This window comes from Rhizobium leguminosarum bv. viciae USDA 2370, from assembly GCF_002008365.1.
In the GTDB taxonomy this organism is placed as follows: domain Bacteria; phylum Pseudomonadota; class Alphaproteobacteria; order Rhizobiales; family Rhizobiaceae; genus Rhizobium; species Rhizobium leguminosarum.
In genome coordinates this window covers 18,569-44,148 of the sequence record NZ_MRDL01000025.1, presented here as the reverse complement: position 1 = coordinate 44,148, position 25,580 = coordinate 18,569, and the positions used below count along the sequence as shown (strand labels likewise).

21 protein-coding genes are annotated in these 25,580 nt (G+C 61.7%); 2 read left to right on the top strand and 19 right to left on the bottom strand.

The features are described 5' to 3' along the window. Positions 1 to 26: 26 nt before the first annotated feature. From BS629_RS11215 to BS629_RS11175, 9 genes are all read right to left on the bottom strand, one after another. Positions 27 to 1,610 (bottom strand): FGGY-family carbohydrate kinase, encoded by a 1,584-nt coding sequence (locus BS629_RS11215; RefSeq protein WP_026188533.1) that lies wholly within the window; start codon positions 1,608 to 1,610, stop codon positions 27 to 29. Beyond that, positions 1,610 to 2,299, bottom strand: coding sequence for an HAD family hydrolase (locus BS629_RS11210; RefSeq protein WP_018243658.1), 690 nt, complete (start codon positions 2,297 to 2,299; stop codon positions 1,610 to 1,612). Before BS629_RS11210 ends, BS629_RS11215 begins: the two co-directional genes overlap by 1 nt. 97 nt (positions 2,300 to 2,396) lie before the next feature. Further along, on the bottom strand, positions 2,397 to 3,878 hold the full coding sequence (locus BS629_RS11205) for a mannitol dehydrogenase family protein (RefSeq protein WP_018243659.1): 1,482 nt from the start codon (positions 3,876 to 3,878) through the stop codon (positions 2,397 to 2,399). Between the two features lie 84 nt (positions 3,879 to 3,962). Then, positions 3,963 to 4,961, bottom strand: coding sequence for an ABC transporter ATP-binding protein (locus BS629_RS11200; RefSeq protein ID WP_018243660.1), 999 nt, complete (start codon positions 4,959 to 4,961; stop codon positions 3,963 to 3,965). A gap of 18 nt (positions 4,962 to 4,979) precedes the next feature. Then, entirely contained in the window at positions 4,980 to 5,810 is an 831-nt protein-coding gene (locus tag BS629_RS11195; protein WP_018072683.1) for a carbohydrate ABC transporter permease, read from the bottom strand. Position 5,811: 1 nt separating this feature from the next. Continuing rightward, positions 5,812 to 6,684, bottom strand: coding sequence for a carbohydrate ABC transporter permease (locus BS629_RS11190; protein ID WP_018243661.1), 873 nt, complete (start codon positions 6,682 to 6,684; stop codon positions 5,812 to 5,814). Between the two features lie 138 nt (positions 6,685 to 6,822). Next, a complete protein-coding gene (locus BS629_RS11185; RefSeq protein ID WP_018243662.1) occupies positions 6,823 to 8,133 on the bottom strand; it encodes an ABC transporter substrate-binding protein in 1,311 nt (436 codons plus the stop codon). Between the two features lie 146 nt (positions 8,134 to 8,279). Next, on the bottom strand, positions 8,280 to 9,233 hold the full coding sequence (locus BS629_RS11180) for a sugar-binding transcriptional regulator (protein ID WP_018072680.1): 954 nt from the start codon (positions 9,231 to 9,233) through the stop codon (positions 8,280 to 8,282). Positions 9,234 to 9,384: 151 nt separating this feature from the next. Next, entirely contained in the window at positions 9,385 to 9,963 is a 579-nt protein-coding gene (locus BS629_RS11175; protein ID WP_018243663.1) for an exopolysaccharide biosynthesis protein, read from the bottom strand. A gap of 393 nt (positions 9,964 to 10,356) precedes the next feature. On the opposite strand from BS629_RS11175, the gene BS629_RS11170 reads away from it, so the two are divergent. Continuing rightward, the gene (locus BS629_RS11170; protein ID WP_018243664.1) at positions 10,357 to 11,268 is read left to right on the top strand and encodes an ROK family protein; all 912 of its coding nucleotides are present in this window, start codon (positions 10,357 to 10,359) and stop codon (positions 11,266 to 11,268) included. A 51-nt stretch (positions 11,269 to 11,319) separates the two neighbouring features. Here BS629_RS11170 and BS629_RS11165 read toward each other — a convergent pair whose 3' ends face one another. From BS629_RS11165 to BS629_RS11115, 10 genes are all read right to left on the bottom strand, one after another. Continuing rightward, on the bottom strand, positions 11,320 to 13,230 hold the full coding sequence (locus BS629_RS11165; RefSeq protein ID WP_018243665.1) for a beta-N-acetylhexosaminidase: 1,911 nt from the start codon (positions 13,228 to 13,230) through the stop codon (positions 11,320 to 11,322). 214 nt (positions 13,231 to 13,444) lie between these two features. Next, positions 13,445 to 16,591 carry an efflux RND transporter permease subunit gene (locus BS629_RS11160; RefSeq protein WP_018243666.1) on the bottom strand — a complete coding sequence of 1,049 codons (3,147 nt, stop codon included), beginning with the start codon at positions 16,589 to 16,591 and terminating at the stop codon, positions 13,445 to 13,447. A 26-nt stretch (positions 16,592 to 16,617) separates the two neighbouring features. After that, complete coding sequence (locus tag BS629_RS11155) at positions 16,618 to 17,757, bottom strand: efflux RND transporter periplasmic adaptor subunit (RefSeq protein WP_018243667.1); 1,140 nt, start codon at positions 17,755 to 17,757, stop codon at positions 16,618 to 16,620. A 49-nt stretch (positions 17,758 to 17,806) separates the two neighbouring features. After that, positions 17,807 to 18,415: a TetR/AcrR family transcriptional regulator gene (locus tag BS629_RS11150; RefSeq protein WP_018243668.1), complete on the bottom strand. Its 609-nt coding sequence runs from the start codon at positions 18,413 to 18,415 to the stop codon at positions 17,807 to 17,809. Positions 18,416 to 18,671: 256 nt separating this feature from the next. Next, positions 18,672 to 19,103, bottom strand: coding sequence for an OsmC family protein (locus BS629_RS11145; protein ID WP_077988236.1), 432 nt, complete (start codon positions 19,101 to 19,103; stop codon positions 18,672 to 18,674). Positions 19,104 to 19,250: 147 nt separating this feature from the next. Then, positions 19,251 to 20,030, bottom strand: coding sequence for an SDR family oxidoreductase (locus BS629_RS11140; RefSeq protein WP_018243669.1), 780 nt, complete (start codon positions 20,028 to 20,030; stop codon positions 19,251 to 19,253). Positions 20,031 to 20,033: 3 nt separating this feature from the next. After that, entirely contained in the window at positions 20,034 to 20,921 is an 888-nt protein-coding gene (locus BS629_RS11135) for an aldose 1-epimerase (protein ID WP_018243670.1), read from the bottom strand. Further along, positions 20,918 to 21,868, bottom strand: coding sequence for an L-arabinose ABC transporter permease AraH (araH, locus tag BS629_RS11130; protein ID WP_018243671.1), 951 nt, complete (start codon positions 21,866 to 21,868; stop codon positions 20,918 to 20,920). Before araH ends, BS629_RS11135 begins: the two co-directional genes overlap by 4 nt. A 121-nt stretch (positions 21,869 to 21,989) precedes the next feature. Next, a complete protein-coding gene (gene araG / locus BS629_RS11120) occupies positions 21,990 to 23,495 on the bottom strand; it encodes an L-arabinose ABC transporter ATP-binding protein AraG (protein ID WP_026188534.1) in 1,506 nt (501 codons plus the stop codon). A gap of 69 nt (positions 23,496 to 23,564) precedes the next feature. Next, positions 23,565 to 24,548, bottom strand: coding sequence for an arabinose ABC transporter substrate-binding protein (locus tag BS629_RS11115; RefSeq protein WP_018243673.1), 984 nt, complete (start codon positions 24,546 to 24,548; stop codon positions 23,565 to 23,567). Positions 24,549 to 24,761: 213 nt separating this feature from the next. Here BS629_RS11115 and BS629_RS11110 point away from each other — a divergent pair, with 213 nt between their 5' ends. Further along, positions 24,762 to 25,517: a FadR/GntR family transcriptional regulator gene (locus BS629_RS11110; RefSeq protein ID WP_003543153.1), complete on the top strand. Its 756-nt coding sequence runs from the start codon at positions 24,762 to 24,764 to the stop codon at positions 25,515 to 25,517. Positions 25,518 to 25,580: the final 63 nt, after the last annotated feature.

Genomic DNA, 25,580 nt, shown 5'->3' with positions numbered 1-25,580 from the left:
TTAAAAGGCCAGCGCATAGGCGGCGTCTATTGCATCGTTTCCAGTTCGGCGCGGTGCCGGTGCATGGCGAGAAGACGGCGGTAGTCGCGGTCGTAAAGCGCCCGCTTGGCCTTGTCGGGAAGCCGTTCGTCGCCGCCCGGATACATCGCCTCGCCGGCCGCCGCCAGATCCTTGTACAAGCCGCAGGCGACGGATGCTGCGATCGCGGTGCCGAGCAGCACCGCCTCGTTCATCCTCGGCACCACGACCTTGCAGCCGGTCGCATCGCTATAAAGCTCCATCAGCACCGGGTTCTTCACATGCCCGCCGGCAATATGCAGCGTATCGGGCATGTAGCCGTATTCCTTCATCATTTCCAGGATATGGCGGATGCCGAGCGCAATCCCCACCGCAGACCGCCAATAGAGCGCGCAGAGCCCGTCGAAGGACGTATCAAGTGTCAGCCCGCTGACGACGCCGACGGCATGCGGATCGGCGAGCGGCGAACGGTTGCCATGGAAATCCGGCAGCACGAAGATCCGCGCACCGAAGTCATCGCCCTCCTCAGCCCGCAATTCGGCGATGCGCGCGACGATCTTCTGATGCAGCGCTGCCGTCGGCTCGCCACCGGCCGCATGCATGCGCACGATGTGGTCGAGCAACGCGCCGGTCGCCGATTGCCCGGCCTCCACCAGCCAGGACTGCGGGAAGACAGCCTCGTAATAGGGACCCCACATGCCATGGCTCGGTTTACGTTCCCGCGAGAAGGTAACGATGCAGCTCGACGTGCCGGCAATCAGCGCCAGCTGGTGCTCGCGTTTGACAGGATCGGCGGCGTAGCCGCCGAGCGCGCCGAGTGCGCCGGCATAGGCGTCGATCATCCCGGCAGCGACATGGCAGTCCGTCGTCAGCCCCAGCGCTTCCGCCGCTTCCTGCGTCAGCCGGCCGACGTTGTCTCCGACAGGCGTGGTCTCATCCGGCAGGTGGCCGCGCGCCTGAAGGTCCTCAAGGCCGATCCGTTCCAGGAAATCCTGCTGCCAGCCCTTTTCGAGATGGGCGAGATAGTTCCATTTCGCCGTCAGCGTGCAACGCGAGCGGGCGGGCGATCCGGTCGATTTCCATGTCATGAAATCGGCGAGATCGAAGAAGTAGCCGGCCTTTTCCCATGTGGCGGGCAGCTTCTTCTTCAGCCACATCAGCTTCGGCATCTCCATTTCCGGCGACATCACGTGGCCGGAATGTTCGAGCACTCTATGCTGCGTCGCCGTGCAGAAATCGGCTTCCTTCAGCGCCCGATGGTCGAGCCAGACGATCGTGTCGAAACGCCTCTCCCCGCCTGTGGAAACGCTGAGCTGCCGGCCCTCGACGTCACGGACGACGAGCGAACAGGTGGCGTCGAAGCCGATCGCTCCGACCGAGGCGGCGGCGATGCCGGATTGCTCCATCGCCCTGCGCACCGCCATGCAGGCGGCCGACCAGATATCTTCGGAATCGTGCTCGGCATGGTTTTCGCGCGGCCGGTTCATCACGATCGGATGCTCCGCCTTGGCGAGCAGTCGGCCACGTGCATCGAAGACGCCGGCGCGCGCACTGCCCGTGCCGATATCTACCGCAACCACATGATCACGCATCAAGTCTTGGTCCCGTCCAGCTTATGGTTGCGGACAAGGTGTATCAAATCCGGCATGGCGTCAAACACCACTTCCGGCGAAAGGCGGTCGAGTTCGGCACGGTATCCGGCGAAGTTGGCGTGTGATCCGCCGGTGAAGGCGAAGACCGTCATGCCTGCCGCCTTGGCGGCGGCAACGCCGGCCGGGCTGTCTTCAACGACAAGGCAATGAGCAGGCTCGACCTGCATTTCACGCGCCGCATGCAGGAAGAGATCAGGCGCCGGTTTGCCGCGCTTGACCATCGTCGCGCTGAAGATGTCGGGCAGTTTGTCGAGAAGTCCGGTCACCGACAGCGACAGCCGGATTCGCTCCATCTGGCTCGACGAGGCAACGCAACAGGGAAGGCCAAGCCCGTCGATCGTCGCGGCGATACCCTCGATCGGCTTCAGTTCCGTGCGAAAACGGGCGTAGAGATCGGTGCGGATACGCTCGAGGAATTCCTCGCCGGCATGAACGTTGAATTCGGTTTCCAGCGTATCGATGAGAGTAGACAGGCTGCGGCCGAGAAAACGCTCATAAGCCTGGTCCTCGGTGATCGAGACGCCGAGATCGTTCATCGCCCCGACGAGCACGCTGATCGAGATCGGCTCGCTGTCAACGAGTACGCCATCGCAATCGAAGATGACCAGCCGTGTTTCAGCATCAGCCATGGAAGACCCAACCTGAGTTCAATTCGGACGTGTTACCGTCCCGCGTCGCTCGCAAGGCCGGATGAATGGCGGCAGCAGATACCGCCATCCGGATTCCTTACACTGCGAGCTTGCCGTCGAGATAGAGCTGCAGCGTCTCCCGCGTGCCCTTTTCCCACAGGGTTTTGAGAGCATAAGCGAAACGCTTGCGGAAAAGTTCGGATTTCGCCACTTCGCCGAAAATATCGTCGAAGACGAGGAAGGCCGACGGGTCGTCCTTGGCTTTCAGCGCCGCCGCATGCAGGCGCTCTGCGCTCGCATCGTTGAAGACGATATCCTTGCCGCTGTCGGACTTGCCGGCGAAATAGCGGCACCAGAGAGCTGAAACCAGCGCCAGGCCGACGACGTCCCTGCCCTGACGCAAATTGTCGAGTGTCGACGGCAGGATGAATTTCGGCTGGCGGTTGGAGCCGTCCTGCGCCAGCCGCGGAATGGTATCCGCAATCTTCGGATTGAGCAGGCGATGTTCGATCAGGGCGAAATAATCCGTCAGCGACGTGTTCGGCACCGGCGGCACGATCGGGATGATCTCGTCTTTCTCGAGCTTGGCAAGGAAGGCGCGGATCAGCGGGTCTTCCATGGAATCATGAACGAAATGAATGTCCATCAACGCCGCCGGATAGGCGATCGCGGCATGCCCGCCGTTGAGGATGCGGATCTTCATGTGCTCGTAGGGCGTGACATCGGGGACGAAGGTGACGCCGACCTTTTCCAGCGCCGGCCGGCCAGCCGTGAACTTATCCTCGAGTACCCATTGCTTGAATTCCTCGCAATAGACCGGCCAACTGTCCTCGATCTGGAAATTGTCCCGGAGGAAATCGACCTCGCGCTGGCTGGTCGCCGGCGTGATGCGGTCGACCATGCCGTTCGGGAAGGCGACATTCGCCCGGATCCAGTCGGCAAAGGCAGGGTCCGAAAGTGCCGCCGTGCCGACGACGGCATTGGCGGTGACGACGCCATTATGGGGAATGTTGTCGCAGGACATGACGGTGAAGGGACCGATGCCCCTGTCCTTGCGCGCTTTCAGGCCGGCGACGATCAGGCCGAACACTGTCTTCGGCGCGTGGGGATTTTGTCCGTCGGCGGCGATCGCCGGATGGGTCGGATTGAATGTGCCTGATGCGTCGATGAAATAGCCGCCCTCGGTGATCGTCATCGAGACGATGCGGATCTCGGGATCGGCAAGCTTGGCGATGATCGCAGCGGCATCGCCGACCGGCAGAATGTCGATCATCGGTGCCGTGACGCGCGCCGCCGTCTTGTTGTTGTCTTGTTCGACCACTGTCGTCAGGAAATCCTGCGCCGCGAGCTTTTCGCGCATGGCGGCATCCGACGGCAGTACACCGGCGCCGACGATCGCCCAGTCGTGATCCGTGCCGGCGTTGAAGAGATCGTCGAGATAGATCGCCTGGTGGGCACGGTGGAAATTGCCGACGCCGAAGTGCACGATGCCGGCTTTCAGCGATGCCCTGTCATATCCAGGGATGGCGGCAGTGCGCGCCACATCCGAAAGCGTTGCCAGCGATAATTTGCACGTCATGTTTCAGTCCTCTTGAAGGTCTACCGGAAGCGGCCGGGCGCCATTGTCCGGCTCGCATGCCTGCCCCCAGCCCGGCCGCCTGCCTCAGATGGCAAGGCCGCCCTCGTTGAATTTGTGAATACGCGAACGGTCCGGCGTCAGGAAGACCGTGTCTCCCGCTTTGGCCGGGAAGTCGCCGCTACCGCGCGCCGTCACCATGCCGATGCCATCGGCATCGATATGCAGGAAGGTATCGGAGCCGAGATGTTCGGCGACCACGACCCTGCCCTTCCAATCGCCGCTCTCCATCGACAACAGCACATGTTCGGGCCGGACGCCGATGGTATGTGCATTCAGCGCGGCGGCGTGTTGGCCTGTGATGAAGTTCATCTTCGGCGATCCGATGAAGCCGGCGACGAACAGGTTGCGGGGGCGGCTATAGAGTTCGAGCGGCGAGCCAACCTGCTCGATATTGCCCCTGTTCAGGACGACGATCTTGTCGGCCATGGTCATCGCCTCGACCTGGTCGTGGGTGACGTAGACCATCGTCGTCTTCAGCTGCTGATGCAACTCGCTGATTTCGAGGCGCATGTTGACGCGTAGCGCCGCATCGAGGTTCGACAGCGGTTCGTCGAACAGGAAGGCCGAAGGCTGACGCACGATGGCGCGGCCGATCGCCACGCGCTGGCGCTGGCCGCCGGACAGCTGACGCGGCTTGCGTTCGAGATAATCGGTGAGGTTCAGCACCCGGGCGGCATCCGTCACCTTGCGGTCGATCTCCGCCTTGTCGACGCCGGCCATCTTCAGCGGGAAGGCGATGTTGTTGCGCACGCTCATATGCGGATAAAGCGCATAGGACTGGAACACCATGGCCAGGCCGCGCTCAGACGGCGCCTTTTCGGTGGCGTCCCTGCCGTCGATGACGATCTTGCCGCCGGAGACATCCTCGAGCCCGGCGATCAGCCGGAGCAGCGTGGACTTGCCGCAGCCCGACGGGCCGACGAAGACGACGAACTCGCCGTCCTTGATGTCGAGATCGATCGAAGGGATGACCTTGGCTTCGCCGAAGACCTTGGAAACCTTCTGAAGGGTAATGCTGCCCATGTTTCTCTCCCTTTTATGTTATTTCACAGCGCCGAAGGTCAGGCCGCGGACGAGTTGTTTCTGGCTGAACCAGCCAAGGATCAGGATCGGCGCGATCGCCATCGTCGATGCCGCCGACAGCTTGGCGTAAAACAGGCCCTCGGGGCTGGAATAGGAGGCGATGAAGGCCGTCAGCGGCGCCGCCTTCGAGGCGGTGAGGTTGAGCGTCCAGAACGCCTCGTTCCAGGCAAGGATGATGTTCAAAAGCAGCGTCGAGGCAATGCCGGGCACCGCCATCGGCGTCAGCACGTAGACGATCTCCTTCATCAGCGACGCCCCATCCATGCGCGCCGCCTCGAGGATCTCGCCGGGGATTTCCTTGAAGTAGGTATAGAGCATCCAGACGATGATCGGCAGGTTGATCAGCGTCAGCACGATGACGAGGCCGGTGCGCGTGTCGAGCAGACCCGAATTGCGAAACAGCAGGTAGATCGGGATCAGCGCGCCCACAGGCGGCATCATCTTGGTCGACAGCATCCACATCAGCACGTCCTTGGTCCGCTTGGTCGGCGAAAACGCCATCGCCCAGGCGGCGGGAATGGCGATGATCAGGCCGATCAGCGTCGAGCCGAAGGAGATGATCACCGAGTTCATGAAGTGGCTGAGATAGTTCGACCGGCTCTGAACCTCGGCGTAGTTTTCCGTCGTCCAGTGGAAGAACAGGAATTGCGGCGGCGAGGCGATGGCGTCGGCTTCCGACTTGAAGCTGGTCAGAAACGTCCAGAGGATCGGGAAGAAGATCAGGATGCCGAGCGTCCAGGCGATCGCGGTGACGATGAGCTTGCGCTGCGTTGTGACTTTTCTGGCCATCTCAAGCCTCCAGATTCTTGCCGACGAGGCGCACGAGGAAGATCGCGACGATATTGGCGAGGATAACAGCCACGATACCGCCGGCCGATGCCCCGCCGATATCGAACTGCAGCAGCGCCTGGGCATAGACGAGATAGGTGAGGTTGGTGCTGTCGGTGCCCGGCCCGCCATTGGTGGTGACGAGGATTTCGGCAAAGACCGAAAGCAGGAAGATCGTCTGGATCAGGATCACCACGGTGATGGCACGCGCCATATGCGGCAGGATGATGTAGATGAACTTCGAGATCGGCCCGGCGCCGTCCATTTCGGAGGCTTCCTTCTGCTCCTCGTCGAGCGACTGCAACGCGGTCAGCATGATGAGGGTAGCAAAGGGCAGCCACTGCCAGGCGACGATCAGAATGACGGAAAACAGCGGCGCATTCGCCAGCCAGTCGATCGGCTGCAGGCCGAGTGCCTTGGCAAGATGGGCAAAGAGGCCGTTGACCGGGTTCATGAACATGTTCTTCCAGACCAGTGCTGCCACCGTCGGCATGACGAAGAACGGCGCGATCACCAGAATGCGCACGATGCCCTGGCCATACATCGGCTGGTCGAGCAGCAGCGCAAAGGCGATGCCGCCGATGACGGTGATCAGCAACACGCCGGCGACGAGCAGCAGCGTATTGATCAGCGCCGCAAAAAAGGCAGGGTCGGACAAGAAGTATTCGTAGTTCAGAAAGCCGACGAAGCTCTCCATGCCGGGGCTGAGCAGATTGTAGTTCAGCAGCGAGAAATAGATCGTCATCACAAGCGGGACGATCATCCACGCAAACAGCAGCAGCACGGAGGGCGCAATCATCAGGCGCGCGGCGGAGCGGGTATGTAACGTTGCCATGGCAATCACCGATCTGGACGGAAGCGGGGAGCGGCCGCAAGGCAGCTTTGTTTGAAAAAAGAGGCCGCCGATGCAGTTCGGGCAATCGGCGACCCAGAGGGGCGGATTGTCAAGGATCCGCCCCTTGCTCAGGAGGTTTTATTTAATGTAGCCGGCTTTGGTCATTTCGCGGGTTGCCAGCTGCTGTGCGCTCTGCAGGGCCTGGTCGACCGAAAGCTGGCCGGCAAGAGCTGCCGAGAACTGCTGGCCCACTGCCGTGCCGATGCCCTGGAATTCCGGGATCGCCACGAACTGGACGCCGACATAGGGGACCGGCTTGACGGTCGGCTTGGTCGGATCGGCCGACTCGATCGAGTCGAGCGTCATCTTGGCGAACGAAGCCGCCTTCTGGTAGTCCGCATTCGCATAGAGCGATTTGCGGGTGCCCGGAGGTGCGTTCAGCCAACCTTCCTTCTCGGCGACGAGGTTGCTGTATTCCTTGCTGGTTGCCCAGGCGACGAACTTCTCAGCAGCTTCGGCCTTCTGGGTCCCTGCCGGGATGGCGAGGCTCCAGGCCCAGAGCCAGTTGCCGCGCTTGCCGAGGCCCTTGTCCGGGGCGAGCGCAAAGCCGACCTTGTCGGCGACCTGCGATTGCTTCGGATCGGCGACGAAGGAAGCGGCAACCGTTGCGTCGATCCACATGCCGCACTTGCCGGTCTGGAACAGCGCCAGGTTCTCGTTGAAGCCGTTGGAGGAGGCGCCCGGAGGGCCGGCATCCTTCATCAGCTTGACGTAGAAGTCGAGCGTGTCCTTCCATTCCGGCTGATCGAACTGCGGCTTCCACTTCTCGTCAAACCAGCGGGCGCCGAAGGAGTTGGACATGGCCGTCAGGAAGGCCATGTTCTCGCCCCAGCCGGCCTTGCCGCGCAGGCAGATGCCGTAGATTTCCTTGTCCTTGTTGGTAATCTTGCGGGCAGCGTCGGCGACGAAGTCCCAGGTCGGCGCGTCGGGCATCTTCAGGCCGGCAGCGTCGAACAGGTCCTTGCGGTACATGACCATCGAGCTTTCACCATAGAACGGCGCAGCATAGAGCTTGCCGTCTACAGTCAGGCCGCTGCGGATTGCCGGCAGCAGGTCGTCGACGTCGTAATTGGCGCCGAGATTGTCGAGCGGCAACAACCAGTCCTGTTTTGCCCAGATCGGAACTTCATAGGTGCCGATCGTCAGAACGTCGTACTGGCCGCCCTTGGTCGCGATGTCGGTCGTAACCTTCTGGCGCAGCACGTTTTCTTCGAGGGTTACCCATTCAAGGTCGATGCCGGGATTCTTCGCCTTGAAGTCATCCGTCAGCTTCTGCATCCGGATCATGTCGCCGTTGTTCACGGTCGCGATCGTCAGCGTTTCGGCCGAAGCCATGCCGGCAAACGCCAGTGCTGAGCAGGCGCCCAGCAGAAAAGTTCTCAATGTCATAATCTTCCTCCCAGAAGATGGGGTGTGAGCATTCGCTTCGCTCATGGGCAATTACTCAACAAACGACAAAGAATGTCAATCGGCAATCGTTGCTGCAGTGCCGAAGGCAATAGTCATCCCATTGATTTAAATATAATATTTTTTGCTCAGTTCTTGAGCAAAAACTCAGCAGTCTCTTCGTCGGTGATCAGAGCGTTGATTTGATGGCCGACAACGGCGGCCCTGATCGCCTTGAACTTGCGCTTGCCCTTGGCCAGCCCAATGACCATCGATGCATCGCGGGATGGGATCGGCGCGGACGCGACGCGCTCATTGATCGGGTTGTCGATCAACCTGCCATCGACATCGAAGATCCAACCGCAGATTTCGCCGACAGCGCCCCCCCGCATCAGCTCCATCATCTCGTCCTTCTCGAGAAAACCGTCGACGCAGAGCGGCCCATCGATGCCGAGCTCGCCGATGCCGACGAAGGTGACATCGGCTTGGGCGCTCATATTAAGCGTCGAGCGCACCAGCTGTTGGCCATGCAGCAACTCGCGCTCCTCCGCCGAGGTGACGAGCACCGGCAGCGGCATCGGATAGTGTCGTGCCTTCACCGCATCGGCCATGCTGAAGATGACGTTGTAATAGGCCGCCGATCCGTCCGGGGCGATATTGCCGGTCAGCGAAACGATGCGGTGATTGGGACATTCGATCGCCGGAAGCTGGTCGACCGCCGCCTTCAGGGTGCGGCCGGTACCGATGGCGAGTACGATGGGCTCCGGCCGTTTCAGCCACCGCTCGATCTCGGCCGCCGCTGCCTCGGCGATACCGACCGTCGTCGACGACGACGCGGGATCGCTTGGCACCACCTCCACATGTTTCAGCCCGAATTTACGGCGCAGCTGACTTCCGAGCTCCAGGCAGGCTGCGATCGGATGATCGAGCCGCACCTTGATCAGGCGCTCGGCGACCGCCAGCGACACCAGCCGCTGCGCCGATTGCCGTGAGATGCCCATCGCAGCGGCGATTTCGTCCTGCGTGCGCCCGGCGACGTAGTAGAGCCAGCCGGCACGCGCCGCATCGTCGAGCCGTGCAGGGGTCTCGGATCTTTTTACCATCTAATGCCTACCGCGCAAAGTGAGCCGGCGCGCCGTCGCCGAACATGATTTGAGTCTGTATCGCGCCAGATCAAAACAAAATTCCGGCAAATGTCGAGCCTGTTGCAGGGAGCCCAGCCAAATAACCGCCTTCACTCGGGCAAACCCCCGCTTAGGCAAGCCATCGCAGGACGAGATAGATCGCTGCCTTCACGAGACCGTAAATCACCCCGCCGGCAATAACGAGCGACACGGCCGTCATCACGAAGCCGATGAGCGCGAAAAGACCGTCACGGCCCAATATGCCGAAAGCGAAGGTCGAGATCGTGATCGCCGGCAGAATATTGCCGAGCGGGACCGGCAGCAACAGCACGATCGACAGCAGCAGGCATGCCGCCCCGGCCAGATATTCCGCCGGCGGTTCGGCGAAGATCGCCAGCCGCGGTTTCAGCATGCGTTCGGCCCAGGCGAGCCAGCGGTGGATGCGGCCGACAATGGTCTCGAAATCCTCCCGGCGCATCGAACGGTTGGCAATCACCTTCGGTAGCCAGGGTTTCAACCCGAAGGTCAGTTGCGCTGCCAGGAAGATCAATGGCGCCCCGAGCACGGCCGAGGTGCCCGGCGGAGTAGGAAAGGCGTTCGGAAGCGCGAAGATCAGCATCAACGCGCTGATCGCCCTGTCACCCATCGTGTCGAATAGATCGCCGATCGAGATCCGTTCGCGGCTGTGGTCGGCGGCCATCTGCCGCAAAATGGATGAGAGGCGGCGGCCTTTGGGACGTGGTCTTCGGATGGTACTGTTTTCTCTCGTATCGATTGTCGTGGGTCCGACAGTTTATGAAAGTGTAGGGCCGGATTCTGGCGATGCAATATGCCAATTGAATGACTTGCGGGGTTAGAAATTACCGTTGCGATCGGAGCCGATGGGCTGGGGATCACCAGATTTCTCCAACGTCTTGCCATGACGGAATGGAAGACGGAGAACCGTCCGCCTATTCGACCTGCGGGAGAGATGTCCTGCAGAACAGCGGGGATGGCACACGGCACGCCCTAAAGCCGGCGACACCCCGCCGAATGAGCGCTTGAAATTCCCCGCCAACAATGCAAGCAGACGCTGGGAGACCAGAGAAACGGCAGAGTGGCAATGATCATTTCATTCGACATCGGTGGCACCGCCATCAAGGGTGGCATCGCTCGTTCCGAGACAGACATCGTGCCCCTCGGCCGCCGCCCGACACCCAGGGATGATTTTGCCGCTTTCGTCGAGACCCTGCGCGACATCATCGCCGAAACCGGCGAACAGCCGAACGGCATCGCCCTCTCCATCGCCGGCGTCGTCGATCCCGATACGCAGCGCCTGATCTGCGCCAACATTCCCTGTATCCACGACCGCACGCTCGCGGCCGATCTCGAAGCCGAACTCGGCCTGCCTGTGCTGATTGCCAACGATGCCGACTGTTTCGCTATTGCCGAAGCCGGTCTCGGCGCCGGCCGCGGCCACCGCATCGTCTTCGGCGCCATCCTCGGCACCGGCGTCGGTGGCGGCCTGGTTGCCGACGGGCGCCTCGTCAACGAGGCCGGCGGCTTTGCCGGCGAATGGGGCCATGGGCCGATCATCGCATCCGCGGCCGGCAATCCGCCTGCGGCCATTCCCGCCTATGCCTGCGGCTGCGGCCAGAAGGGCTGCGTCGACACTGTCGGCGGCGCCCGCGGCCTGGAGCGACTGCACAAGACGCTGCACGATCTCGACCTTGCCAGCGAAGAGATCATCGCTCAGTGGCGCCGTGGAGAGGAGAGGGCGACACGGACGATCGACGTCTATGTCGATCTCGTCGCCTCGCCCTTGGCGCTGACGATCAACATCACCGGCGCGACCATCGTACCGGTCGGCGGCGGGCTTTCCAATGTCGAGCCGCTGCTTGCCGAACTCGACCACGCCGTGCGCGCCCGCATCCTGCGCAAGTTCGATCGCCCACTGGTGGTGCGCAGCGAATGCCGCATCGAACCCGGCCTGATCGGCGCAGCGCTTTTGGGGCTGAAGGCCGAGACGGCCTGAAGCAATTCCACGAAAAGTGCGAAGCGATTTTCCATCCGGAATTGCGATTCCTTAAAGCACCGGCCACATCCGCACGATCGCGGCGAAGCGATCCCAGTCCTTACGCACAGAAGGCGTCCAGGCAGCCTCGGCGACCGCCGGGAGACGCGGAAAAACCAGCCGGTTGAAATAGGCGCGCGAGATGAAGTTCTCGGTCCAGATGCAGGCCTGGATGCCGCGCATCTTATCCTGCAGCGCCTCCGGCAACTCGCCCTCGGCCTCGTAAGCATAGGTGTGTTCCGGCGGCGCGTAGCCCGCCCAGGCGGCGCCGGGCTCGGCCCAGGCCTCAGCCTGCGCCATGTCGAGATAATAGGCCTGCCCTGGCGTCATCACCACGTCGTAGCCTTCCTGTGCCAGCTCGATGCCGACGGCGGGCTTTTCCCAGGCCATCAGCAGCGTGCCGTCGCGGTCGACGCCGCCGCCATGCGAGACCTCGTTCCAGCCGGCAAGTTTCCTGCCGCGTTCCGACAGCATGGCTTTGATACGTTTCAGGAAATAGGATTGCAGCTCGGCGGTGCCGGCAAGTTTCTCCCGCTCCATCAGTGCCTTGCAGAGCGGCGAGGACAGCCAGGAGCCATGCGCGACCTCGTCGCCGCCGATATGAAGATATTCGCCGGGAAACAGCGCCACCATTTCGTCGAACACCTTGCCGAGAAATTCATAGGTGAATTCCACCGCCGGATTGAGAGCGTTGTTCGGATAACCCTGCACCGAGCGGTAACTGTCCGGCGCCTCCTGCCCGTCGACGAGCTCGGGCAGTGAGAACAGCGTCGCCATGCTGTGGCCCGGAATATCGATTTCCGGCACCACCTCGATATACAGCGAGGCTGCATGCGCAACGATCCGCCTGGCGTCCTCCTGGGTATAATGGCCGGAGCGCGTTTGCGCCCCGTCGCCGAGCTGCGGCACGAGCACCTCATCCGGCCCGCGCCGGGCGCCGATCTCCGTCAGCGCGGGATAGGCCTTGATCTCCAGCCGCCACGCTTCGTCATCCGTCAGATGCCAATGGAAGATGTTGAGCTTGTTCCAGGCGAGAATATCAATCAGCCGCACGACGTCCGCCACCGGATAGAACTGCCTGGACACATCGAGATGGCAGCCTCGCCAGTCATAACGCGGCTGGTCGGCGATCGTGCCGAAATTGGGGAATTTGAAGCGCTCGCGATCGGCGCGGGCGCCGTGCAGCAGTTGCGCCAGGCTGATCAGCCCGTATTGCCGCCCGGCGACATCCGCGCTCGAAAGCACGATCTCATGCGCCGTAAAACGCAATTCGTAGGCAAAGGCGGCGATCGACGATTCGGTGACGAAACGAATGGCCCGCCCGCCTTCGACGGCACTGAGGGAAAACGGCACGTTGTCGGCCGGATAGAGCCGCTGGTAGAGCGCGAGAACCAGCGAGAGCGCCTTGACCGCATCGGGCCGCATCCGCTCGGCCGGATAAAGGATAACCGGCAGCTCTCCCGCCTTCAGCCCGAGCGCCAGCGGCCAGGGCAGCAGCGAGTAAGGTTCCTCGGCCCGGCCCGGCGGCAGAAGCGGCGGCGCCACGCCGCCATTCCGGCCTTCGAGCATGAGATCGCCAAAACCGACAGGAACGTGGCGCCCGTCACCGAGTGTCAGATAGGCCGATTTGACACCTGATGTCGCATGTTTCGGCTCCTTGGTCAGCCCCTCGACGGTGAACCGCCAGCGCCCGCCGGGCGGCACGCTCAGGTCTTCGGGCGGCAGGAATTCATGGAAATGCGCGACCCGCCGCTTGAGGCTGCCGCCATCGCAGACATGTTTGTCGGCAACCCGCGTCTCTGATGTATAGGCGAGCAAGAATGTCGACAGTGGCTCGGCCGAAAGATTGAACAGCGTGAAGGTCAGGCGCCCAAAGCTGCCTTCGATCGGGCTCCAGCTTGCTTCCAGATGGTAATCGGCCATGATCGTGCCTTGCCCCGTCAGTTGGTGGTCGGGATCGTGGTTGGTCTCCCGGCATGCTTTCGCAGCTTAGCTTTTTCGAGGCGGCAATGGAATCGGCGCGCAGCTCCAAGACGAAGCAGGCAGTAAAGACTGCGCGGCGCTATAGGCAGCGACGCTGCTTGATGAGTAAGCTGTGATCTGCAAGGAAAACGGCGCGGCTTTCGCCGCGCCGTCCTCACTCAGCTGCCAACGCCGGCGGATGTCTGTCATCCGCCTCTTCCTGGATGGCGTCGGCATGCCGGCCTGGCTCGTCCTTTGCCTTCGGCTCTCGGCCGAAGAAAAGGGCGTAACCGGCGGGCAGAACCAGAATGGTAAGCACGGTCGCAACCAGGATGCCGCCCATCATCGCGTAGGCGAGCGGACCCCAGAAGACACCGCGCGAGATCGGGATCAGCGCCAGCACGGCGGTCAGCGCCGTCAGCATGATCGGCCGGAAACGGCGCACGGCCGCGCCGACGATCGCCTCCTGCCGGTGCATGCCGGCCTTGATATCCTGGTCGATCTGGTCGACCAGGATGATCGAATTGCGCATGATGATACCGAGCAGCGCGATGACGCCGAGGATCGCCACGAAGCCGAAGGGCGCGCCGCTGATCAGCAATGCGGCCGCCGCACCGATGATACCAAGCGGTCCGGTGGCGAGCACCAGCATCGCCTTGCCGAAATGCTGCAGCTGCACCATCAGCAGCACGATGATGACGGCGAGCATGATCGGCGCCTTGGCGGCGATCGACATCTGGCTTTCCGCTGCATCCTCGGCGCCGCCCTGGATCTCGACCTTGTAGCCGGCTGGCAGCCTGTCGCGCAGGTCCTTCATGTCGGCATACATCTTCATCACCACGTCGTTCGGCTGCACATCGTCAGGCAACGTGGCGCGCACGGTGATCGTCGGCAGCCTGTCGCGCCGCCATTCGATGCCCTGCTCCATGACGGGCACGACCTTGGCGACCTGCGAGACCGGCACGAAGCCGCCGAAATCCGTCGGGACATAGACCGAGTTGACCGCCGACAGCAGCGAACGGCTGGCATCCGGCTCGCGGGCGACGATCGAAACCGTCTCCTCGCCGTCGCGGAAATCGTCGAGCGCAGCCCCTGACATGGCGGTCTGCAGCATCTGACGGACTCGCTGCGAGGAGACGCCAAGTGCCCGGGCGCGATCCTGGTCGATCACCAGCTTCATCGCCGGCACCTCTTCCAGCCAGTCGTCATGGATGGCGCCGAGCATTGGATTGGCCTGGAAGCGCGCCTTTACCTGGTTGGCGATCTCCCTGACTTCCTGGCGGTCGGGCCCCATGACGCGCATCTGCACCGGCCAGCCAGTCGGCGGACCGAGGAAGAGGCGGTCGACCTTGCCGCGAATATCGGGGAAGTCTTCCGCAAGGATCGTCCGCAGCTTGACGATCAGCCGCTCGCGCGCCGGTTCGTCGTTGGCCATGACGAGCAGCTGGGCGAAGTTCGGATTGCGCAGCTGCTGGTCGAGCGGCAGGAAGAAGCGCGGCGCGCCTTCGCCGATATAGGTGGCAATGAACCGCTTGTCGGGATCATCCATCATCTTGGCTTCAAGCGCCTTTGCCTGCACCTCGACTTCCTTGATGCTGGTGCCCTCGGGCAGCCAGAGATCGACGAGGATTTCCGGCCGCGAGGATTGCGGGAAGAAATTCTGCGGAATGAACTGGAAGGCCCAGAGGCTGGTGACAAAGGTGCCGAGCGTCAGCAGCAGCACGATGACGCGGTGGCGCACCGCCCAGCTGACCGTGCCGCGCAGCCGGCGATAGAAGCCGGTGTCGAAGGCGTCGCGATGCTCGCCGGCGTGATGGCGCTGCTTGAGGATCATATAGCCGAGCCACGGCGTGAAGTAGACCGCGACGAACCACGAGGTGACAAGCGCGATGCCGACGACGTAGAACAGCGAGCGCACATATTCGCCGGCCGTCGAGGCGGCGAAGCCGACCGGAATGAAGCCGGCCGTGGTGATCAGCGTGCCGGTCAGCATCGGGAAGGCAGTCGAGGAATAAGCGAAGCTTGCCGCGTCGATCTTGACGAGCCCCTCCTCCAGCTTTCGCTCCATCATCTCGACGACGATCATTGCATCGTCGACAAGCAGGCCGAGCGCGATGATCAGTGCGCCGAGCGAGATGCGCTGCAGGTCGATGCCGAGTTCGTACATCAGCGCAAAGGTGGCGGCCAGCACGAGCGGAATGGCAATGGCGATGACGAGGCCCGATCGCCAGCCGATCGACACAAACGAGACGACGAGCACGATGATGAGAGCTTCGCCGAGTGCATGCATGAATTCGCTGACCGCATCGGTCACCACGTCCGGCTGGTTGGCGATCTGATCGACGGCGACGCCGTAGGGCAGCGCCTCTTCGAAACGCTGATAGGTCGCTTCCACGCCCTTGCCGACATCGGTTACGTTAAAGCCCTTGGCCATCACGACGCCGACCTGAACGCTGTCGTGGCCGTTGAAACGGTACTTGCGCTGGTAGGGATCTTCGAGCCCGGAACTGACGGTGGCGATATCGCCGAGGCGCGTGACCTGGCCGCCGGCGCGAAGGCGCAGCTCGCGGATATCGGCCGCCTTCTTCACGTCGCCTTCGACCGATATGCGCACCGAGCGCAGGCCGGTATCGACGGAGCCGGCCGGATCGACATTATTCTGGCCCTTGATGGCGTTCTGCAGATCGAGGATCGTCAGGCCGCGCTCGGCGAGCGCCTTCGACGAGACGTCGATATAGATCTTCTCAGGCTGGTCGCCGATGATGACGGCCTTTTCGACGCCCGGCGTCGTCAGCAGCATGTCGCGCGCCTGGATCGCGAACTTCTTCAGTTCCGGATAGGAATAGCCGTCGCCGCTGATCGAATGCAGCGTGATGAAGGTATCGCCGAACTCGTCGTTGAAATAGGGGCCGAGCAGGCCTTGCGGCAGCTCGCTGGAGATGTCGCCGACCTTCTTGCGCACCTGGTAGAAGGCATCCGCCACCTCTTGCGAATTCGTGTCGCCCTTGACCTGCAATGTGATGATCGCACTGCCTGCCCGCGTATAGGACTTGACCCAGTCGATATGCGGCGTTTCCTGCAGCTTGCGCTCGATCTTGTTGACGACCTGATCTTCCATTTCCTGGATGGAAGCACCCGGCCAGATCGCCTGAACGACCATGACGCGGAAGGTGAATTCGGGATCCTCGCGCTGGCCCATGCGCATCAGCCCGAGCACGCCGGTGATGATGATCAGCCCGAAGAGGAAGCGGGCGATGCTTGGATGTCCGATCGCCCAGCGCGACAGATTGAAGGGCCGCTTTTCGGTGGTGGTGGCGTCCATGGTCCTGTTCTCTCTTTATGGCGCGTTCAGCGAACGGTCTGGTCGGTGGCAGCCAGGGCCGACTGCTGATCCGGCACCTTCACCTTCAGGTTTTCGCTCATGAACTGCGTGCCGGCCGCAACGACGAGATCGCCGGTATCGAGACCCTCGGTCACATGCACGCCGTCGCCGGTGAAATCGGCGACCTTGATGTCGCGGCCATGCACGGTCGCCGTGTCGCGGTCGACGGTCCAGACCATCTGCTTGCCGTCCTTTTCAGCCAGGGCACTGAGCGGGATCGAGACATAGCTGTTGCCGTTGCTGACATCGGCCTCGATCGTCGCCGTCATGCCGAGCAAAACGCGCGGATCGTTCGGCAGGCTCACCCGGACCGCAAAGGTGCGCGACTGCTGGTCGGCGCTTCCGGAAACCTCCCGCACCTTGCCGTCGAGCACCAGCCTGTCGTCGGCCCAGAAGCTTGCCTTGACTGTTTTGCCCGGCTTGAATTCGGCAATGTCATTTTCCGGAACGGCGATCTGGACTTCCTTTTCGCCGTCGACGGCAACGGCGACGACGGGAGTGCCCGACGCAACGACCTGGCCGACATCGGCATTGATCGTCGTGACAATCCCGTTGTGGTCGGCCTTCAGCTCCGCATAACTCACCTGGTTCTTCGCCTGATCGAGTGCCGAGACGGCGGCATCGCGGCTTGAAACGGCCTGATCGTAACTGAGCGAGGCTTGCTCGAGCTGGGATTTCGGCGAAACATTCTTGTCGAAGAGCTGCTGATTGCGCTTGTTCACGAGATCGGCGGTTTCGACGCCTTTTTCAGCGGCTGCGAGATTGGCTTCCGCCGTCTTGACCGCCAGCTGGTAATCGGTGGAGTCCATCCGAGCGAGCACGTCGCCCGGTTTCACCTTGTCGCCGATATCGACCAGGCGTTCGGTGATCTTGCCAGCAACGCGAAAGCCGAGGTTCATCTCCGTACGCGCCTTGACCGAGCCGGAATAGTCGAGCTTGCGGGTGTCGCCGGCCTTGGCGATCTCGACGACCTTCACCGGCCGGATGACTTCCTTGACCTCAGCCTTCTCTTCCGAGCAGGCGGAAACGCCGATACCGATGGCGCCGACGAGCACGAGACTGGCGACGGACGGCATGCGATGGCTGAGGGTCTTGAGCGAAAACATCTTCCGCACTCCTGGATCGTTTCGGGGTTCCGACGGCGGCTGCCGTCCATTATTTCTTCAGCGCCCTGATCACGTAGTCGATCAGTTCGTCGACGCTTGCGCGGTTCGTTTTGGCGAGACATTGCGCCACCATCTGCGGATGGCAGAGATTGATCGTCGCCGCACCGAAGCAGCGCGAGGCAACGACCGGGTCCTGCTCGGCGAATTCCCCGGCTGCAATGCCTTCGGCGATAATTTCGGCAATGAGATCATGAACACGGTCGATATGCTTTTCGATGACATGCCAGTCGCGCTCGATCGCGACGATGATCATCTCGTGCACCTTCATCTCGTCGAGCATCAGATCGAGCGTCAACTGATGCTGGGTCTCGACATAGCGGCGCAGCCGCTCGCTGGCGCTGATAGGCTGATGGCGGATGTCGTAGGCGATTTGATAAGCGGTGGCGAGCATGCGCCCGCAGAGCGCCTGGTGGATTTCCACCTTGGAGGCGAAGAAACGATAAATATTGGCGGGCGACATGCCGAGATCGCGGGCAATGTCGGCCACCGTCGTCTTGCTGTAGCCATAGTGCCGAAACAGCCGTTCGGCCGCGTCGAGAATGCGTGTGACATTCTCCTGCCGGGTGATGTCGAGCGTGTTTTCCGCGATCTCGTCCATGACTTTCGATGCCTCGAATTACGACTGACGAATTTTGAATTTCGTCAGTCGTAAAATATCAGGCGTCACTTGTCAACATCCCGGAGCGCAGCGAAGCTTCAGGTCAGCTGCGTGGGGGCGATCGGTTGATGCAGCCGGTGGGCCGCGTTCGTTGAACGTGGGGGATTTTCTGGAGCGGCTGAACAATGAACATCGCGCAATTGAGAAGTGCCGCGACGCGAACGCGCGCGGCACCTCATCGCCGGCAGCAGGGAAATCAGACGATCTTGACGTCGAGTGTGATCGGAACCGAGGCAAGGGCCTTGGAAACCGGGCAGCCGGCCTTTGCCTTGTTGGCGAGTTCGGTGAAGGTCGCCTCATCGGCACCGGGAATACGGCCGGAGAGCGAGAGATGGATGGCGGTGATGGCAAAGCCGCCCTCGACGCTTTCGAGCGTTACCTTGGTAGAGGTTTCCATATGCTCGGCGGTAAAGCCGGCTTCACCGAGGATCAACGACAGCGCCATGGTGAAGCAGCCGGCATGGGCGGCACCGATCAGTTCTTCCGGGTTGGTGCCGGCGACGCCTTCGAAGCGGCTCGCAAAGCCGTAGGGATAATCCTTCAGGGCGCCGCTCTGCGTCGAGATCAGGCCTTTTCCGTCCTTGAGGCCACCGGTCCAATGAGCCGAAGCCGTACGATTGATCTGCATGCCGTCCTCCTGTTTTCGATTGTGCTTTCAGAAAGCGGCAGGGGCCGCTCCATGCCTGCGGGAGATCAGATAGCCTTCCCGATGGGCAATATAATGCTCTATCCCGAGAAGACGACAGGCTTGTAAAAATAGCGGGATCGAAGCCCTTCAAGCGGGATGCTGCAGCACGCTGAGGCCGCCGTCGATCGTCAGGCAGGTGGCATTGATGAACGGGCACTCGTCTGAGATCATGAACACGGCCGCCATGGCAATCTCCTCCGGCGTCGCGATGCGCCCGCCGGGATGCAGTTTCATCGTCTCGGCCCTTGCCGCCTCCGGATCGGGAAAGCTGTTCCAGTAATCGATCACCTTCTGCGTCGAGACATAGCCCGGCGCCAGCGCGTTCACCCGGATATTGCGGGCCGCATATTCGAGCCCCAGGGATTTTGTCATCCCGAGCAGCGCGTGTTTTGCCAGCGGATAGGGAAATGTGTGCGGGATGATCGTGAAGGCATGCGTTGAGGCGATGTTGAGGATGACGCCGCCACCCTGTTCGATAAGGCCCGGCAGCACCGCCTTGCAGCAGTTCCATGCGCCCTTGAGATTGATGTCGAAGCAGCGGTTCCATTCCTCGTCCGTCGTCGCGAGCGGTTCGGCAAAGACATTGACCCCGGCATTGTTGACGAGCGCGTTCAGCTGTCCGATCTCTTCATTCGCCTGAGCCACCAACGTCGTGATCGTTCCGGCATCGGTAATATCGGCCGGCAGATAACCGAGCCGGCCGCCGCTGCGCTGGAGCTCTTTCGCCGCCTGCGCCAGCAGCGCCCCATCGCGATCGACGAGAAAGACGGCGGCATCCTCCCGCATGAAAGCCTTCGCCATCGCAAGGCCGATACCCTGCGCAGCACCGGTTATCAGGATGTTCTTGCCCTGCAGACGGCTGCTCATCTATCACCCCTTCGGTTGAACCGGCAGTGTCGACATCAGGATCGTCACTGTGCCGGCAAGCGCCTCACCTGGCGCAAGCGGCGTGAGCCCACCGAAATCAGGAAGGTGATGCCCGTTCGGCAGATGGCTCATCGGCTCGAGGCAGAAGAAATCGCTCCGGTTGACCGGCATATACAGCATGAAGCGATCGAGCGCACCGTCGGCTTCCAACGCCGCCCGGATTCCAAGTTCCGGCCAAGTGATAACAGCCCGCCCATTCCAACCCTCGAAGGCATTGTTCATCCATCTCTGCGGTAAAAGCGTCTCAGATCTGAAATCAAAATAACCAGGCACAGGGCCAGGCATCTCTGGCAGATGGTCCGGCCGCTCGCTCCAATAGCGATCGGCAGCAATCGCCAGTCGTGTCTTTGGCGTGCGCGCGAAGAAGGGATGTTGACCGAGCCCGAAGGGAAGAGCCGTATCGCCGCGGTTTTCCACGGAAAGCCTCAGCACCAGTGCATCGCCGGCGAGACGGATCTCTTGCCGGGTAAGATAGGCATAAGGTGAAACCCTGTCGGCGCTGCGGGAAAAGCAGAACTGCGCATGCTCCGCGCTGGCGTCTTCAAGCTGCCAGAGGCTGAGCCAGCCGTCACCGTGGAGATAGAGCGGATCGGAAGCATTCGGTTGGAAGCCATAGTCGCGTCCGGCAAAGGACATGGTGTTGCCTTCCACGCGATTGCCGAACGGCACCATCGCGAAATTCGCCATCGCTCCCTCCGGCCCGCCGGCCGCCACGAGAAAGGGCATGCCGCGATAAGTCGCGGCGGTGACGGCGGCACCCCGACGGCTGACCCGGACGGAGAGATCGCCGTGCCTCAGTTCGATGTCGTCTCCGGCTCGTCCTTGGTTCATCCACGTCGCCCCGCAGCCGAAGACCTCAAATTGTCGAGCAGCACTGCGATCAGCAGGATCAGCCCGCGCACGACATACTGATAGAACGCCTGGATATTCAAGAGGTTCATGACGTTTTCGGCAATGCCCATGATCAGCACGCCGACGATGACACCGCTCATCGCCGCTCGGCCGCCGGCCAGCGAAACACCGCCGAGAACGCAGGCCGAAATCACCGAAAGCTCAAGCCCTGTCGCCGCATTCGGCTGGCCGGAAGTGATGCGCGAGGCAAGCAGGATGCCGGCAATGCCGCAGACGAGCCCCTGCAGCGCAAAGATCCAGATGCGCATGTTGACGACGTTGACGCCGGCAAGCCGCGAGGCTTCCGGATTGCCACCGATCGCCAGCGTGTTCTTGCCGAAGACGGTGCGGTTGAGCACGAACCCGAAGAGGATGAAAAGGATCAGCATGATCCAGATCGGCGTCGGCACGGTCAGGAAGCGCGACAGGGCAAGCTGGTAGAAATCGGGATCGTTGATGCCGACGGCGCGGCCATCGGACGCGATCAGCGCCAGCCCGCGCACGATCTGCATGGTCGCAAGCGTGGTGATCAGTGCATTGACCCGAAAACGCGCAATGACGATACCATTGACGAGGCCGACGACGGCGCCGCAAAGCAGGGCGGCGAGCAGCCCGACGGGAATGGAGCCTGTCGCATTCGAGACCATCACCGCGATCATGCCGGAGAAGGCGACGATCGATCCGACCGAAAGGTCGAAATCGCGGGATGCCAGGCAGAACATCATCGTACAGGCGACGATGCCGATCGTGACGACCGATTGCAGCAGCCCCAGCATGTTTCGCTCGGTCAGGAAGTTCGGAACGAAGAGCGAGACGATCACGAAGGCGGCAGCGAAGATCACCACCAGCCCCTGTTCGCCGAGAAGGATTTTTTTCAACGAATTCATCGTCCGTATATTCCTGGTCCTAGAGCAATTTCAGGAAAAGTGCGAAGCGGTTTTCCGTCCGGAATTGCGTAAAAACAAAAAGTTAGAGCGGTTCTGCGTTTCCATGAAAAGCTGAACCGCTCTAAATGGTGCCTGCGGCATTCTTGTCGGGAAGCGCTGCCGTCAGGATGTTGCGCTCGTCGAAATCCTGGCGGGTGACATTGGCCGCCACCCTGCCCTGGCACATCACCATGATGCGATCGGAAATGCCCATGACTTCGGGCAACTCGCTTGATATCACCACGATCGCCATGCCGCCGGCCGCAAGCTCGTAGAGGATTTCGTAGATTTCCGATTTCGCCCCGACATCGATGCCGCGTGTCGGCTCGTCGATGACCAGGACCTTGATGCCCTGCTCGGACAACCAGCGGCCGAGAATGACCTTCTGCTGGTTGCCGCCCGAGAGGTTGATGATGTCCTGCTTGCGCGAGGGCGTCCGCACCCGAAGCTTGGCGATGAACCGATCCGCCAGCGCCGCCTCTTGTCTCGGGCTCAGAATGCCGAAAGGCGAAAAATGCCGGCGCGACGAGATCGCGATATTCTCCTCGATCGATCGCCCTTGGACGATGCCGTCGAACTTGCGGTCCTCGGGGCAAAGCACCATGCCGGCATTGATCGCCGCTTTCGGATTGTTCGGCGCAACGGCTACGCCGTCGATCGTGACCTGGCCCTGATGTCTGGTGTCGGCGCCGTAAAGCAGCCGCGCCATCTCGCTGCGGCCGGCGCCGATCAGGCCGAAGAAACCGAGAATTTCGCCCTGGCGGACGGAAAAGCTGATCGGATGACGCAGCCTCGGCCCCGACAGGCCCTTGACCTCCAACCGTACGTCGCCGAGCGCGCGTTCGCGCCATCCCCAGACATTGCTGATCTCGCGTCCGACCATTTCCGAGATAATCTGCTCGCGCGTGGTTTCGGCGATCTGAGGATGGTGGGCGGCAAGTTTGCCGTCGCGCAGCACCGTCAGGCTGTCGCAGAGGCGGAAGATCTCGTCGAGGCGATGCGAGACGTAGAGAATGACCGTTCCCTTCGCCTTCAGCCTGTCGATGAGCGAAAACAGGATTTCGCTTTCGCGGGAGGAAAGCGAGGAGGTCGGCTCGTCGAGCGCAATCACCCGCGCATCGAGCATGACGGCCTTGGCGATCTCGACCATCTGCCGCGCACCGATCGAAAGCGAGGCGACCTTGGCCGACGGATCGACATCGATGCCGATCTCCTCGAGTTTCGACCGCACCGTCTCGATCAGCGCCTTCGAATGGATGACGCCGCCCTTGGCCGGAAAGCGTCCGAGCCAGAGATTTTCGGCGACCGTCAACTCCGGAACGAGTTGCAGTTCCTGATGGATGACGATGACGCCGGCATGGAAGGCGTCGCGGACGGACCCGTATTTCTGCTCCTCGCCGTCGATGAGGATGTTGCCGCCATCGGCGGCCTGATCGCCTGACAGTACGCGGATCAGCGTCGATTTACCGGCACCGTTTTCGCCCATCAGGCCGTGGACGGCGCCTTTCTCGACAGTGAAGGAAACATTCGCCAGCGCCTGCACGCCGGGATAACCCTTGGAGATATTGCTGAATTCGAGGAAAGCCATCATCGCTCCGTCGAGAAAGACCGGCGGCACGCTGGGCGGCCGCCGGACGATATCATCTTGGAAGGACGATCACTCGATGCCAAGATCCTTGCGGACCTTTTCATAATCGTCGCGCAGCGCTAGGGAACCCGAGGTCAGCGTCAGCTTTGCCGGCTCCTTGTCGTTAGCAATCCAGTCGTACATGTTGAGCGCCGTTTCGTAGCCGTGACGCTTCGGCGAAATGATGACGGTGCCGAAGAAGCCCGTCGCCGCCGGCTTCTTGAATTCATTGATCGCCGATTCCGCACCGCCGATGCCGACACCGATGACGTTGGCGGCCGGAATGCCGACCGATTCGGACGCACGGACGGCGCCGAGGACGGCTTCGTCGTTGAGGCCGAAGGCGACCCAGTATTTCACGTCGGCATGCTTGTTGAGAACGGTGGTCGCCGCGTTGAGCGCCGCTTCCGTATCCGTCTTCGCCTGTGGCGCATCATAGATGTTTTCGGCCGGGAAACCGGCGGACTTCAGCACCGAGATCGCACCTTCGACGCGGTCAACGGCGGTGGGCAGCTGGTCATAGGAAACCCGCACGGCGCCGACATTCTTCATCTCCCAACCGCGCTTCTTGATTTCGTCGACGATTGCCTGGCCGACGGTCTCGCCAATCTTGGTGGCTGAAATGCCCATATGCGGCACGTCTTCCAGCGGCTTGCCGTCGGCGCTGACGAGGCGGTCGTCGACCGTCATCAGCTTCAGCTGGTTGGCTTCGGCCTTGGCGACGATGCCGGGGCCGAGCTTGACGTCGGGCGTGCAGATGATGAAGCCCTGCGCACCCTGAGCGCCGAGATTGTCGATCGCCGATTGGACCTTCTCGCCGTCTTCGGCGCCGATCTTGACGACGGTGAAGCCTTTTTCCTTGGCGGCCTGGTCGGCGAATTTCCATTCGTCCTGGAACCACGGCTCCTCAGGCTGCTTGACGATGAACCCTATCTTGACGTCCGCGGAAAATGCCGAGCCGGCTGCCAGAATGGCGAAAGTGCCAGCCAGAATGGCTGCTTTGAACAAGCGCATGTCTCTCTCCCTAAACTCTCAAAAACCGAGCAGCTGCCTCCCAGGCAACGTCCAATGAATTATGACAAATCATCATACCAGTCAATTGCCAATGTATGATGATTGGAATAATAGGATTATTGACGAGATGCCGGGAGGAAGCGTCGCAAAGCGGATCGAATTCGGATAATCAGGTTCGATTGCCTAGCACGCGAGACAGAGCGGAGAGGTGAGTTGGAAACAATCGAGCGACAGAGCGGGGCCGAAAGCCGCCGCATCGAGCGCCGCCCGCGCGTACGCCGCAACGTCACGGCGGCGATCGCTCAGGATATCTGTGCGGACCGCTATCCCGCGGGCTCGCCGCTGCCCCGCGAAAACGATCTCTGCGAGCTCTACGGCGTCAGCCGCACCGTCATTCGCGAATCGCTGAAAGTGCTGGAATCCAAAGGCCTTGTCCGTGGCAAGCCACGCATCGGAACCACCGTCTGCGATAAGGACGACTGGAATATCCTCGACGCTGACGTGCTTGAATGGATGGGTCCCTATATCAAGGACTTCGACCTGCTCGGCTGCATTCTCGAAGCCCGCCGCACCATCGAGCCGGCAGCCGCCGAATATGCCGCCGAGCGCGCCAGCGCCCAGGAGATCGCCGATCTCGACAATGCCTGGCGGCAGATGCGCGACAGCGCCCGCGACCCGGAAAGCTTCACCGATGCCGACGTCATGTTCCACACGGTGCTGCTCACCGCCAGCCACAATCAGGTCTTCCGCCGCCTGTCGAGCGCCATTCACGCGGCGCTGAAATATGCGCTGCATGCCTCCAATATCGGCGTCGAGAATCGCGAGGATGCGGTGCTCGTTCACGGTCAGTTGGTCGAGGCCCTGCGCATGCGCGACAAGGCGGGAGCCCGTGAATGCGCCAACCGCATGCTCGATCTTGCGGTGCGCGATCTAGCCGCCGCCGAAAAAGCGATCGGCAGAACGAAATGACCGATCACCACAAATCTGCGAACGCGCCGTCGATCGCAAACCCGGGAAGAGACTGAAAGAACA